Here is a 13,442-nt window from a genome sequence, read left to right on the forward strand (position 1 = left end):
TTGTGAACCAGCCTACGCCAGCCGTGCGTACCTTCCAAGACTTGATTCTGGCCCTGCAACAGTACTGGGCCGAGCAAGGTTGCGTGGTGCTTCAGCCTTACGATATGGAAGTAGGCGCTGGCACCTTTCACACCGCCACCTTCCTGCGCGCCGTAGGGCCAGAGAACTGGAACGCCGCCTATGTGCAGCCCAGCCGCCGCCCTGGTGATGGCCGTTATGGCGAGAACCCTAACCGCCTGCAGCACTATTACCAGTTCCAAGTGGTGCTCAAGCCCAACCCCGAAAACTTCCAGGAGCTGTACCTGGGTTCGCTCGAACGCATCGGCCTGGACCCTACCGTCCACGATGTACGCTTCGTGGAAGACAACTGGGAATCGCCTACCCTGGGCGCCTGGGGCCTGGGTTGGGAAGTGTGGCTCAACGGTATGGAAGTGACCCAGTTCACCTACTTCCAGCAAGTGGGCGGCCTCGAATGTTACCCCATCACTGGTGAAATCACCTACGGGCTGGAACGCCTGGCCATGTACCTGCAAGGCGTGGATTCGGTCTACGACCTGGTATGGACGGATGGCCCGTTCGGCAAGGTGACCTACGGCGACGTGTTCCACCAGAACGAGGTGGAACAGTCGACCTACAACTTCGAACACGCCAACGTCGAGAAGCTGTTCGAACTCTTCGATTTCTATGAAAGCGAAGCCAACCGCCTGATCGAATTGCAACTGCCATTGCCTACCTATGAAATGGTGCTGAAGGCCTCCCATACCTTCAACCTGCTGGACGCCCGGCGCGCCATTTCCGTGACCGAGCGGCAACGCTACATCCTGCGTGTGCGCACCTTGGCCCGGGCCGTGGCGCAGAGCTACTTGCAGGCACGGGCACGCCTGGGCTTCCCCATGGCAACCCCACAGTTGCGAGACGAAGTGTTGGCTAAGCTGGAGGCTGCACAATGAGTGCGCAAGATTTTCTGGTCGAACTGGGCACTGAAGAACTGCCACCCAAAGCCCTGGCGACCCTAGGCGAAGCTTTCCTCGCAGGCATCCAGAAGGGCCTGCAAGGCGCTGGGCTCAACTACACCGCTAGCCGTTATTACGCCGCCCCACGCCGCCTTGCGGTGCTGGTAAGCGGGCTGGATGTTCAGCAGGCCGACCGCAGCGTAAACCTGGACGGCCCACCCCGCCAGGCGGCTTTCGACGCCGAAGGCAAGCCTACCCAGGCTGCCTTGGGCTTTGCCCGCAAATGCGGCGTGGACATCAGCGAGATAGACCAAAGCGGGCCAAAGCTGCGCTTTAGCCAGACCATCACCGGTAAGCCAACGGCCAGCCTGCTGCCCACTATCGTGGAAGATTCCCTCAACGATCTGCCAATTCCCAAGCGCATGCGCTGGGGCGTTCGCAAAGACGAGTTCGTGCGCCCGACTCAGTGGTTGGTCATGCTGCTCGGCGATCAGGTAGTGGACTGCACGTTGCTGGCCCAGCGGGCTGGTCGAGAGTCCCGCGGCCATCGTTTCCATCACCCGGAGGCCGTGCGTATCAGCTCGCCGGCCAGCTACGCGCAAGACCTTCGCAAAGCCTATGTACTGGCGGACTTGAACGAGCGGCGAGAAATCATCCGTAAGCGCGTAGCCGAACTTGCCGTGCAGCAAGAAGGCACGGCCATCGTGCCCCCGGCCTTGCTGGACGAAGTCGCCTCTTTGGTAGAGTGGCCCGTACCACTGGTATGTTCTTTCGAAGAGCGTTTCCTGCAGGTTCCCCAGGAAGCCTTGATCATCACCATGCAGGACAACCAGAAGTATTTCTGCCTGCTGGACGCGGACGGCAAGCTGCTGCCGCGTTTCATCACCGTCGCCAATATCGAAAGCCGGGACCCCCAACAGATCGTTGAGGGTAACGAGAAGGTAGTGCGCCCGCGCCTGACCGACGCAGAGTTCTTCTTCAACCAAGACAAAAAGCAAACCCTGGAAAGCTTCAACGCTCGCCTACAGAATGTGGTATTCCAAGCCCAGCTGGGCAGTGTGTACGACAAAGCCGAGCGGGTATCCAGGCTTGCCGCTTACATTGCCTCGCGTATCGGCGGTGACGGCCAACGTGCCGGCCGTGCCGGGTTGTTGAGCAAGTGCGACCTGGCCACCGAGATGGTTGGCGAGTTCCCGGAGATGCAAGGCGTTGCCGGCTACTACTACGCGCTCAACGATGGCGAGCCGACCGATATCGCGCAAGCGTTGAACGAACAATACATGCCTCGCGGGGCAGGGGCGGAGCTTCCGCAAACCCTGACCGGCGCGGCCGTTGCCATCGCTGACAAGCTCGATACCCTGACCGGTATCTTTGGTATTGGCATGCTGCCTACTGGCAGCAAAGACCCCTACGCTTTGCGTCGCGCGGCCTTGGGCGTGCTGCGTATCCTGATTGAGAAAAAGCTCGAATTGGACCTGACTGAAACCGTGAACTTTGCTGTTTCGCTCTATGGCACCAAGGTAGATAACAACGTACTGGGCGAGCAAGTGCTGGAGTTTATCTTCGACCGCCTGCGCGCTCGTTACGAGGACGAAGGCGTGGACGTCGCCAGCTACCTGGCGGTGCGTGCGCTTAAGCCGGGCTCGGCGCTGGACTTCGACCAGCGTGTTCAGGCAGTACAGGCGTTCCGCCGGTTGCCGGAGGCCGAAGCGCTTGCCGCGGTCAACAAGCGGGTGTCGAACCTCTTAAGCAAGGCCGAAGGCGCGGTAGCCAGCACTGTGGAACCTAAATACTTCGATAACGCTCATGAGTTCTCGCTGTATTCGGCCATTCAGCAGGCTGACCATGCCGTGCAACCCATGGCTAAAGCCCGTCAGTACAACGAAGCCCTGGCCCGCCTGGCCGCATTGCGTGAACCTGTGGATGCCTTCTTCGAGGCGGTTATGGTCAACGCCGAGGACCCCAAGGTACGCGCCAACCGTTATGCCTTGCTGGCAAGGCTGCGTGGGCTGTTCCTAGGTGTGGCTGATATCTCGTTCCTGGGCTAATTCGTGAAGCTGATCATCCTTGACCGAGATGGGGTCATCAACGAGGACTCGGACGCCTATATCAAATCAGTGGAGGAATGGGTACCCATTCCTGGTTCGGTAGAGGCGATCACTCGCATGAGCAAGGCCGGTTGGGCTGTGGCAGTCGCGACTAACCAGTCCGGCATCGCTCGGGGTTATTACTCGGTGGCAACCCTGGAGGCCATGCATGCGCACCTGCGGGCGCTGGTAGGGAGCCAGGGGGGCGAACTGGGCTTGGTGGTCCACTGCCCGCATGGCCCTACTGAAGCCTGTGCATGCCGCAAGCCCAAACCGGGCATGCTCCAGGCCATTGCGCAGCATTATGGCGTGGCTTTGGATGGCGTGTGGTTCGTAGGTGACAGTGCGAGCGACTTGGCCGCGGCGGTTGCCGCCGGTGCTCAACCCGTATTGGTGAACACGGGCAAAGGTAAGAAAACCGCCGTTGGTGTATTGCCCGATGGCACGCTTGAATTCAACAACCTGGCTGCGGTGGCAGAGGCGTTATTGACCTCTAACACCGCCCACTGATCCTCGCGCCTCCGGTGCAGGGTCACTTTCCCGGAGCTGGCTCCGCACGGTAACCATCATATGTCCCCATGGCTGGCCATTCGAATCGCTGTGTTTTATGTATTACTTGGCCTAAGCGCGCTGATCTGGTGCAGCTTGGGCTTTTTCGTATGCCCCTTCCTTAAGTTTCCCGCGCGCTACCGTTTTATCAATGTGTACTGGTGCCGCTTCGCTTTACTGCTTACCCGGGTATTTCTGCGCATACAGGTTCGGATTACCGGCGAGCACAATGTTCCACCTACACCCTGTGTGATCCTCTCCAACCATCAGAGCACTTGGGAAACCTTCTTTTTGTCGGCTTATTTTCAGCCGCTGAGCCAGGTGCTTAAGAAGGAACTACTGTATGTGCCCTTCTTTGGCTGGGCCATGGCCATGCTGCGACCTATCGCAATTAACCGAGATAACCCCAAGGAGGCCTTGCGCCAAGTCGCCAGCAAGGGGGATGTGCTGCTCAAGGATGGCGTGTGGGTACTAATTTTCCCCGAGGGCACCCGGGTGCCGTTCGGCACTGTGGGTAAATTCACTCGAAGTGGTGCAGCTCTGGCGGTCAATGCCAATCTGCCGGTATTACCTATCACCCACAACGCTGGCAAGTTTTGGCCAAAGGAAGGCTGGAGCAAGCACCCGGGCGTGATTGATGTGGTAATAGGCGCGCCCTTGTTCGCAGAAGGCACTGGCCCCCGCGCCACAGCTGAACTCAACGACCGTGCCGCGGCCTGGATAACCAATACTCAACGCCAAATGGGTTGGCTTGTAGACGCCACCCCAATCGACACCGGTAAACTTGTTTAATTTTGTGGATAACTTGTGCGTAGTTTTGTCAGAGACCGCCTTAACCTGGCTATAGGCCACTGAAAAATAAGCGGTTTTTTTCGCCTTATAATGGGCTGAAAAACGTGCATAACTTTTTCTGCGGGCGCGGATTAAGCGCCCCCAGAAGGGTTCATTTGCTATCCAATAAGTACCCCAGGCCTGCCTCGTTCGAGGCCTACCGAGCTAGCAGACGGTCTCTTCGGCCTATCGCCGGTTTACGCGCCTAATCCCTCCCGCACGCTTCACCACGCTCGCGCGCCTGTTCTGTTGCTGATCGGATGAATATAGCCGCTCTTCCGGCTCCCGCTACCGTTTATAGCGCCTTTCGGACCATAGGCGTCATCTTGGCGAAACAAGTCGCGAAGCTGCGTCCGTTATCCACAGCATAGGTTGCGCTGACTTTCCATGCCCTAACAGAGCATATCTGAACGCCTATCCTCAGCTTGGCTGCTTGGGGATAACTATCCTTCCTGTTACTCCAGGATTTGATTCACGAGCCCCTTATACGGTGGGCAAGGTATTTCATTTGCTTCACCCGTCGCTGTTGTTCTCGCAGCGTCCCATGGTATTGATTAACGCTGATCTGAAAAGGCTCAGGATTCTAAAGGCCGTGCCAAATCGACTTCTTTTTATAGCATTTCGTACTATTCATACTGTAATTTCAAGTTAACCGCCCTAAATATGGGTTCTATTATAAATAATGTATTACGTACCACATTGTATAAATCGTTCTTAACAGTAGCTAGCGAGTAATGGCAAAAAGCCTACACCCTTCTGTTTTCAGGTCGCCTAGCAAAGAAATTTCACAGGGACGCAACCATGCGCAAGCTGGACCGCACTGACATTACGATTCTCAACGCGCTTCAAGACAATGCTCGAATTACCAATGCAGAACTGGCCAAGTCTGCAAACTTATCCCCAACCCCTTGTTTTAATCGGGTGAGAGTCATGGAAGAACTCGGCCTGATCAAACAACAAGTCACCTTGCTTGCGCCCGAGATGCTCGGCCTGCATGTAAACGTGTTCATTCACGTCAGCCTGGAAAAGCAAGTGGACGGAGCACTCGCACGCTTTGAGGAGGCTATTTCCCAACGGCCAGAAGTAATGGAGTGCTACTTGATGAGTGGGGACGCAGACTATTTGATCCGAGTACTGGTACCTGATATCCACGCGCTGGAGCGGTTTATTATTAACCACCTCACCCGTTTTCCAGGTGTTGCGAACATCCGCTCGAGCTTTGCCCTCAAACAGGTACGCTATAAAACCGCGTTGCCGTTACCACCCAATGGGCTGGTCATCGGTGACTGAGACCGCGGAATAGCTTCCAGCTCGGATAGCCGTGGCGATCCGATTAGGCTCTGCGCTCCACTGAAAATGCATGGAGCACCGTATGTCTGATTGGAACAATCGCTTTACCGACCTTATCCGCCAGAGCCGCCCCAACCTATGGGGCAATTGGGCTTTGGCCTCACACGTTCAGCCGGGTGCCGTGGGCTTCGTTGACCCCTCCACAGGGGCCTTCAAACTTGTCTCCTCCAAGCTGCCCACCGTTGAAGTGCAGGAAGATATCATTCCTGCTACTTGGAAGCTGAGCAGTGAAGGTGTAAGCCGTCATCAGGGAGAAGCCAAGGGCCAAGCAAGCATTGTGGACCCTCACACTGGTTTGCGTATCAGCCCTGAAGTGGAATTCGTTTGGAAGTTTGAAAACAAAGACAGCCTTGCGTCTGAGTTCGCTATCGCTAAAGAAGCCACCGTTAGCAATCTGGGGGCGTTGAGCGATCAGTACGATTGGCTTTTGGGCGAAGCGAAGAAGGTCGGCTTTGCTCAGAGCGGTAAGATTGCTCAAGGTTTTGGGGTTATCACCCAAGTGATCTATGCACAGTCCGGCGTCAATATTGGCGCTAACGACCGTGATTCCACCTACACGCTAGGAGGCTCCGCAGATGCCCTGCATGCGCTTCTAGGCGAAGCGGGCCCTAAGGGCTCGGTAAAAGCCAGCTACGACTACAGCCGTGCCACGCGCTCTGTGGATAAGCATGTATGGCCGGCCACTGAAGGGCAAGCTGCGCAATCGCCTATCCCATTGGCCTATTCATTTTCCTCGTTCGAAGGTACTACGGTTCTTCCAGCCTGGCGGGGTAGGGTGAATGGCCTAGCCATCCATCTGGACAGCAAGGCCAGTAAAGTCACCACCTACACTACCCGAGCAACCCTTCACTACACGGTTGACGGAGTGCGTAAGACCGAACCGGAGGTAGTCATCAGCGGGGGCTTGTCTGGCAGCTTTGCCAATATCCCACTAGGGGCCACGCAGATTACGCTTGAGCTAACATTCCTGGGCCTGATCAATAATGTGAAGCAGACCTTCAACTGGGACCTGCCTCTGGCTCAATGGCCGCTGGGTAATATGTACATCGATATCACCGGTACCTGGCCAGGCAAGCCTGAAGCCGTCATTCGTAGCGATCTGAACAACCGTCGTTGATGCTTTAGACAGATAGCAGAAGGGGAGGGCGCCATACCCCTCGTTTGCTTTCCGGTAAGCAATAAAAACCCCCAAGCGCGATTTATAGCACTCGGGGGTTTTCTACACGCGATTAGAAGTCCAAGTTGGACACTGCCAATGCGTTGCTTTCAATAAAGTCACGCCGAGGTTCTACGGCATCGCCCATCAAGGTGTTGAAGATCTGGTCAGCGCCAATGGCATCTTCAATGGTTACTTTAAGCATGCGACGCACGCTTGGGTCCATCGTCGTTTCCCACAGCTGATCAGGGTTCATTTCACCCAGCCCTTTGTATCGTTGAATGCTGTAACGCTTGGCGGTTTCCGTCATCAGCCAGTCCAGCGCTTCCTTGAACTCACCTACCGGCTTCTTCCGTTCACCGCGCTGTACCCAGGCACCGGCCTCTAGCAAACCGTTAAGCTGAGCCCCCAGGGCGGTAACAGTTCGGTAGTCATTACTGCCAAAGAAGTCACGGTTGAAGGTCACGTAGCTAGCCAAGCCATGAGATACGATCTCTACCTCGGGCAGCCATACACTGCGCTCCTTGTCCTCACGCAATGAAGCCTTGTACGCCAACCCAGACTTCTCAGAACGCTGCAGACGCTTGGCAAAGCCTTCGAGCCACTCCGTCATTGCGGTATGGTCGCCCAGTTGCTCAAGGGACACTGGAGGCACATAGACGAAGTGTTCTGTGATGTCCTGAGGGTACAGGCGAGAAAGGCGCTTGAGGGTTTTCATCACCATCCGGTAATCGTTTACCAGGCGCTCAAGCGCTTCACCCTTAATACCGGGTGCCTCTTCACCTAAATGCAGGCTGGCGTCTTCCAGGGCGGTTTGAGTGAGGTACTCCTCCATGGCCTCATCGTCCTTGATGTACTGCTCCTGCTTGCCCTTTTTCACCTTGTATAGGGGTGGTTGGGCAATATACACGTAGCCACGTTCGATCAGCTCCGGTAGTTGCCGGAAAAAGAACGTCAGCAACAAAGTACGGATGTGGGAGCCATCGACGTCCGCATCCGTCATGATGATGATGTTGTGGTAGCGCAATTTCTCGATATTGTATTCCTCACGCCCGATACCGCAGCCGAGCGCGGTAATCAGGGTGCCCACTTCCTGCGAGGAGATCATCTTGTCGAAACGCGCCTTTTCTACGTTCAAGATTTTACCCTTGAGCGGCAGAATGGCTTGCGTCTTGCGGTTACGGCCTTGCTTGGCTGACCCCCCGGCAGAGTCGCCCTCCACTAGGTACAGTTCGGAAAGGGCAGGGTCCTTCTCTTGGCAGTCCGCCAATTTCCCTGGCAGGCCGGCAATGTCCAATGCGCCTTTTCGACGGGTCATTTCCCGTGCTTTACGAGCAGCTTCACGAGCGCGGGCGGCATCGATCATTTTGCCGACTACAGCCTTGGCTTCGTTGGGATTTTCCAACAGGAAGTCAGAGAAGTACTTACCCATTTCCTGTTCCACGGCTGTTTTCACCTCCGAAGACACCAGCTTGTCTTTGGTCTGGGAGCTGAACTTAGGGTCTGGCACTTTTACAGAGATGATCGCGGTCAAGCCTTCCCGCGCATCGTCACCCGTCGTCGACACTTTGTTCTTCTTTGCTAGGCCTTCTTGCTCAATGTAGGTATTCAGATTACGGGTAAGGGCGGAGCGGAAGCCTACCAGGTGTGTACCGCCATCGCGCTGAGGAATGTTGTTGGTGAAGCACAGCAGATTTTCGTTGAAACCGTCATTCCATTGCAGGGCGATTTCCACGCCTACACCGTCTTCACGCTGAACATTGAAATGGAAGACCTGCTGATTCACCGTGGTCTTGTTCGTATTCAGGTAATCCACAAAGGCACGCAGGCCGCCTTCATATTTGAAGTACTCTTCCTTACCGCTGCGCTCATCCTTCAGCAGGATGCCAACACCCGAGTTAAGGAAAGACAGCTCGCGAATACGCTTTGCCAGAATATCCCAGCTGAAGTGAATATTCTTGAAAGTCTCAGCCGATGGCTTGAAGTGAATTTCCGTACCGGTGGTTTCGCTGTCGCCCACGGTTGCCATGGGCGCCTCGGGCACCCCATGTACATAGTGCTGCTCCCAGATTTTGCCACTGCGGCGAACAGTCAGCAGAAGAGATTCAGAAAGCGCGTTCACTACGGATACACCTACGCCGTGAAGCCCACCGGAAACCTTGTAGGAGTTGTCATCGAATTTACCGCCGGCGTGCAGCACGGTCATGATGACCTCGGCTGCGGATACACCTTCCTCCTTGTGTACATCTACAGGAATGCCACGGCCATTGTCGCGGACCGAAATAGATTCGTCAGGGTGGATAGTGACAGTAATGTCATCACAGTGCCCGGCCAGGGCTTCATCAATCGAGTTATCCAGCACCTCAAACACCATGTGGTGTAAGCCACTGCCGTCGTCCGTATCGCCGATGTACATACCAGGGCGCTTACGAACCGCGTCCAGGCCTTTTAGCACTTTAATGCTGGAGGAGTCGTACGTCTGGTTCTCGCTCATGCTTCACTCCTGATGTTGCGCAGTCTGACTAATATGGCCATGTTCCACGTGGAACAACGAAACGGGTGTCTCCCCGAGCCAGTCTTCAATCAGTGAATCGTGGTTAACACAGGTGATAAACACCTGGCAGTTCAGTTCTTCGAGCAACCGACATAATGCTTTGCGGTGCTGCTCATCTAGCTCGGAGGGCAGGTCGTCAACCAGGTAGACACACTGGCTCCGACGGGCTTGGTCTAATAAATGGCCTTGGGCAATACGCAACGCGCATACCACAAGCTTTTGCTGACCTCTTGAAAGTATCTCTGCGGCATTGTGCTGACCTAGACGAAGGCGCAAATCTGCGCGTTGTGGTCCTGCATGGGTATGCCCCAATTGCCTGTCTCGTATCAATGACGAGGAAAGCACGTCAGCCAACTCGCGATCTTTGTCCCACCCTCGATAGTAACTGAGGGTGAGGTTGGGTAACTCAACCAACTGAGCAAGGATATGCTCGAAGACCGGCTTTAGAGCGAAGATATAGGCCCGCCGGTAGTCATCAATTTGGCTGCTTGCTAGGGTCAGTTCGCGGTCCCAGGCGGCTTGTGACATTGCATCAAGTGTACCATGGCGAAGCCAGGAGTTACGTTGCTTCAGGGCCTTCTGGAGGCGCTGCCATGCGATTAGGAAACGAGGTTCCACGTGGAACACACCCCAATCCAAGAACTGGCGTCTGATCTTGGGCGTGCCCTCTAACAGTCGGAAACTGTCAGGGTTAATCAGCTGCAGTGGAAGCACTTCAGCCAGCTGCGCAGCGCTTTTGGCGTTCTCCCCGTCGATACGGATAAGAAACTCTCCATCCCGCTGGCGGCTCACACCCAAGGCGCAAGAACGTTCTGACGCTAAGGCTACCTGACCAAATACCGTACAGGCGGGCTGGTCGTATTGGATAACCGGCTGAAGGCGTGTGCTGCGAAATGAGCGCGCGAGGGCGAGTAGATGTATTGCCTCAAGGACACTGGTCTTTCCACTGCCATTATCGCCATAGAGAATGTTGATACGGGGGGAAGGTAGCAGGGTCACGGGATGCAGGTTACGCACCCCAGTGACGGACACACGAGAAAGTGACATTAAGCAGCGATCAAAGGCGCATCGGCATCACGACGTACGAGGAGTCGTCGTTATCGGCTTCCTGAAGCAAGGCGCTGCTGTTGGAATCAGACACCACCAAACGAACCTGCTCAGTCGTCATCACGCCTAGCACGTCCAACAGATAACTAACATTGAAGCCGATCTCCAGGGCACCACCGGTGTAATCCACGCCAATCTCTTCTTCTGCTTCTTCCTGCTCGGGGTTGTTGGCTTGAATCTTTAGCTGACCACTATCGAGCTGCAAGCGAATCCCACGGTATTTCTCGTTGGACAAAATAGCAGTACGGCTGAAGGCTTCCTTCAGCGCTTGGCGATCCCCGAGCACGAACTTATCACCCCCTTTAGGGAGTACTCGCTCGTAATCCGGAAACTTACCGTCTACCAACTTCGAGGTGAAGGTGAATTCGCCGGTGGTCGCGCGGATGTGATGCATTCCTAATACGATGCTTACCGTTCCATCGGGATCGGTCAGCAGCCGAGCCAGTTCGAGGATACCCTTACGCGGTACTATGACCTGATGTTTATCGGCCTCGCCAAGCTCAGCGGTCATTGAACACATCGCGAGGCGGTGACCGTCCGTGGCGACTGCTCGAATCACACCTGTGGACACTTCCAACAGCATGCCATTGAGGTAATAACGTACGTCTTGCTGGGCCATGGCGAAGCCAGTGCGCTCGATGAGCCGACGCAGCTTGCCTTGCGCCAAGGTGCAGGTCAGCGAACCAGGACCTTCCTCGACGGTAGGGAAGTTATCTGCCGGCAATGTAGACAGCGTAAAACGGCTACGCCCAGCTTTAACGACTAGCTTCTGCTCGTCTAGACGCACATCAATCAAAGCATCGTTAGGCAGGCTTTTGCAAATATCCATAAGCTTGCGTGCGGGAACTGTGATTTCACCTGGCTCGGCGGCTTCATCCAGCTGCACTCGCCCTACGAGCTCAACCTCCAGATCAGTGCCGGTCAAAGATAACTGTTGCCCCTGAACCACCAACAGCACGTTGGACAGTACAGGCAGTGTCTGACGACGTTCCACTACACCGGCTACCAGTTGCAGTGGCTTGAGCAAAGCCTCACGTTGAATGGAAAAATGCATGGGGGTCAGTTCCTGGCCTTTCGTGGCGGCCGCGCGCGCGTCAAGTAGTCAGCGTACGCAGCAGGTTCTTGTAATCCTCGCGAATGTCCGCGTCAGATTCCTTCAATTCATTGATCTTTCGGCAAGCGTGAAGCACGGTGGTATGGTCTCGACCACCGAATACATCACCGATTTCCGGAAGGCTATGGTTAGTCAACTCTTTGGATAACGCCATGGCCACTTGCCGGGGCCGGGCTACGGATCGAGATCGACGCTTGGATAGCAGATCGGAGATCTTGATTTTGTAGTATTCGGCTACGGTACGCTGGATATTATCCACACTCACCAGCTTGTCCTGCAGGGCAAGTAAGTCTTTCAGAGATTCGCGAATCAACTCGATGGTGATGTCCCGCCCCATGAAGTGGGCGTGAGCGATGACGCGCTTGAGAGCACCTTCAAGCTCTCTGACGTTGGAGCGGATCCTCTGGGCAATGAAGAACGCTGCGTCATGGGGCAGCTCTACCTTTGCTTGGTCAGCTTTCTTCATGAGAATGGCAACGCGGGTTTCCAGCTCGGGTGGCTCGACTGCAACGGTAAGGCCCCAGCCAAACCGCGATTTGAGACGTTCTTCCAGCCCTTCGATTTCCTTTGGATAGCGGTCACTGGTCAAGATGACCTGTTGACCACCTTCCAGCAACGCATTGAAGGTATGGAAGAATTCCTCTTGGGAACGCTCCTTCCGTGCGAAGAACTGAATATCGTCGATCAGGAGCGCGTCCACCGAGCGATAGAAACGCTTGAACTCATTGATTGCATTGAGCTGCAACGCCTTGACCATATCCGCAACGAAGCGCTCCGAATGCAGGTAGACGACCTTGGCATTGGGGTTTTTTTTCAGCAGGTGGTTACCCACGGCATGCATCAAGTGCGTCTTACCCAAGCCAACCCCGCCATATAGAAAGAGGGGGTTATAGCCATGCTTTGGGTTGTCCGCCACTTGCCATGCAGCAGCCCGTGCCAACTGGTTGGATTTACCTTCAACGAAATTTTCGAAGGTAAAGGTGCGATTGAGGTAGCTAGTGTGCTTGAGCGCCCCTTCAACCTGAACGCTGCGCGATTCTCCACGAGTGCTGGCCGGCGCGGTCATCGAATCAAAGCTGTCTCTTGACGGTTCTGGATCACTCGAAGCCGGAGCCGCAGCCAGGGCAACAGGCGGAGCAGGTGGTTGTGCCGCCGGTACCGCGGTTGCTGGAGGCGCCGCGGAGGCCGCCAAGGGCGCGGTTGCGGCAGTACGCGGAGTAGAACTACGCCGACTTCCGATCAGCAAAGACAACGCTGGCGCGGCGCCCTCTGTACGATCGGACATCAGCTCGAGCAAACGGCCCAGGTATTTTTCATTTACCCAGTCCAGCACAAACCGGTTAGGCGCGTAGATACGAAGCTCGTCGCCCTCCACTTCGGCCTGAAGCGGACGTATCCAGGTATTGAACAGTTGAGCAGGCAGTTCCTCGCGGAGCAATTCCACGCACTGCTGCCAGATTTCCACTGACACAGGAATCCCCTGAGATAGATAAGCCCGATGGGCAAGGAAGCGTGGGCCATTGTACCTAGCCCCTAAGAAGTTATCCACACCATAGGGCAATACAGCCCACGCACCACCTTCAAAAACCCCACTTGTTCGCGTAAACCACCTTCTTAAGCTTTGTGGACAACTCAACCTAAGGGCAGTGCACTACCTGAGCTTAAAACCTGTGGATAAGCAGCCTGTGGATATCTACTTCTCTTGTGCACAGGTTTTATCCACAAACCTAACACCTTGTAG

At 55.4% G+C, this 13,442-nt stretch carries 10 protein-coding genes; 6 read left to right on the plus strand and 4 right to left on the minus strand.

The window, feature by feature from the left end:
• Positions 1-2: 2 nt before the first annotated feature.
• The 6 genes from glyQ (at position 3) to ACWKV4_RS14125 (ending at position 6,887) form a co-directional block, all read left to right on the plus strand.
• Positions 3-950: a glycine--tRNA ligase subunit alpha gene (gene glyQ / locus ACWKV4_RS14100; RefSeq protein WP_483832706.1), complete on the plus strand. Its 948-nt coding sequence runs from the start codon at positions 3-5 to the stop codon at positions 948-950.
• The gene (gene glyS / locus ACWKV4_RS14105) at positions 947-3,001 is read left to right on the plus strand and encodes a glycine--tRNA ligase subunit beta (protein ID WP_483832707.1); all 2,055 of its coding nucleotides are present in this window, start codon (positions 947-949) and stop codon (positions 2,999-3,001) included. Before glyQ ends, glyS begins: the two co-directional genes overlap by 4 nt.
• Before the next feature lie 3 nt (positions 3,002-3,004).
• The gene (gmhB, locus tag ACWKV4_RS14110; RefSeq protein ID WP_483832708.1) at positions 3,005-3,550 is read left to right on the plus strand and encodes a D-glycero-beta-D-manno-heptose 1,7-bisphosphate 7-phosphatase; all 546 of its coding nucleotides are present in this window, start codon (positions 3,005-3,007) and stop codon (positions 3,548-3,550) included.
• 60 nt (positions 3,551-3,610) lie between these two features.
• Positions 3,611-4,381 (plus strand): lysophospholipid acyltransferase family protein, encoded by a 771-nt coding sequence (locus tag ACWKV4_RS14115; protein WP_483832709.1) that lies wholly within the window; start codon positions 3,611-3,613, stop codon positions 4,379-4,381.
• An 840-nt stretch (positions 4,382-5,221) separates the two neighbouring features.
• A complete protein-coding gene (locus ACWKV4_RS14120; protein ID WP_483832710.1) occupies positions 5,222-5,710 on the plus strand; it encodes an Lrp/AsnC family transcriptional regulator in 489 nt (162 codons plus the stop codon).
• An 82-nt stretch (positions 5,711-5,792) separates the two neighbouring features.
• On the plus strand, positions 5,793-6,887 hold the full coding sequence (locus ACWKV4_RS14125; RefSeq protein ID WP_483832711.1) for a hypothetical protein: 1,095 nt from the start codon (positions 5,793-5,795) through the stop codon (positions 6,885-6,887).
• A gap of 112 nt (positions 6,888-6,999) precedes the next feature.
• Here the strand turns inward: ACWKV4_RS14125 and gyrB are convergent, their stop codons facing one another.
• The 4 genes from gyrB to dnaA are packed head-to-tail and all read right to left on the minus strand — an operon-like array spanning position 7,000 to position 13,172.
• Positions 7,000-9,420: a DNA topoisomerase (ATP-hydrolyzing) subunit B gene (gene gyrB / locus ACWKV4_RS14130; RefSeq protein WP_483832712.1), complete on the minus strand. Its 2,421-nt coding sequence runs from the start codon at positions 9,418-9,420 to the stop codon at positions 7,000-7,002.
• Between the two features lie 3 nt (positions 9,421-9,423).
• Positions 9,424-10,527 (minus strand): DNA replication/repair protein RecF, encoded by a 1,104-nt coding sequence (recF, locus tag ACWKV4_RS14135; RefSeq protein WP_483832713.1) that lies wholly within the window; start codon positions 10,525-10,527, stop codon positions 9,424-9,426.
• A gap of 10 nt (positions 10,528-10,537) precedes the next feature.
• Entirely contained in the window at positions 10,538-11,641 is a 1,104-nt protein-coding gene (gene dnaN, locus ACWKV4_RS14140; RefSeq protein WP_483832714.1) for a DNA polymerase III subunit beta, read from the minus strand.
• Between the two features lie 40 nt (positions 11,642-11,681).
• Positions 11,682-13,172 carry a chromosomal replication initiator protein DnaA gene (gene dnaA / locus ACWKV4_RS14145; protein WP_483832715.1) on the minus strand — a complete coding sequence of 497 codons (1,491 nt, stop codon included), beginning with the start codon at positions 13,170-13,172 and terminating at the stop codon, positions 11,682-11,684.
• Between the last annotated feature and the right edge of the window lie 270 nt (positions 13,173-13,442).

It is taken from the genome of Pseudomonas artemisiae, assembly GCF_057128685.1.

Coding starts and splice junctions, on each gene's coding strand:
- ACWKV4_RS14125 (WP_483832711.1), top strand. CDS start 5,793: ATGTCTGATTGGAACAATCGCTTTACCGACCTTATCCGCCAGAGCCGC.
- glyS (WP_483832707.1), top strand. CDS start 947: ATGAGTGCGCAAGATTTTCTGGTCGAACTGGGCACTGAAGAACTGCCA.
- recF (WP_483832713.1), bottom strand. CDS start 10,527: ATGTCACTTTCTCGTGTGTCCGTCACTGGGGTGCGTAACCTGCATCCC.
- dnaN (WP_483832714.1), bottom strand. CDS start 11,641: ATGCATTTTTCCATTCAACGTGAGGCTTTGCTCAAGCCACTGCAACTG.
- ACWKV4_RS14115 (WP_483832709.1), top strand. CDS start 3,611: ATGTCCCCATGGCTGGCCATTCGAATCGCTGTGTTTTATGTATTACTT.
- gyrB (WP_483832712.1), bottom strand. CDS start 9,420: ATGAGCGAGAACCAGACGTACGACTCCTCCAGCATTAAAGTGCTAAAA.
- ACWKV4_RS14120 (WP_483832710.1), top strand. CDS start 5,222: ATGCGCAAGCTGGACCGCACTGACATTACGATTCTCAACGCGCTTCAA.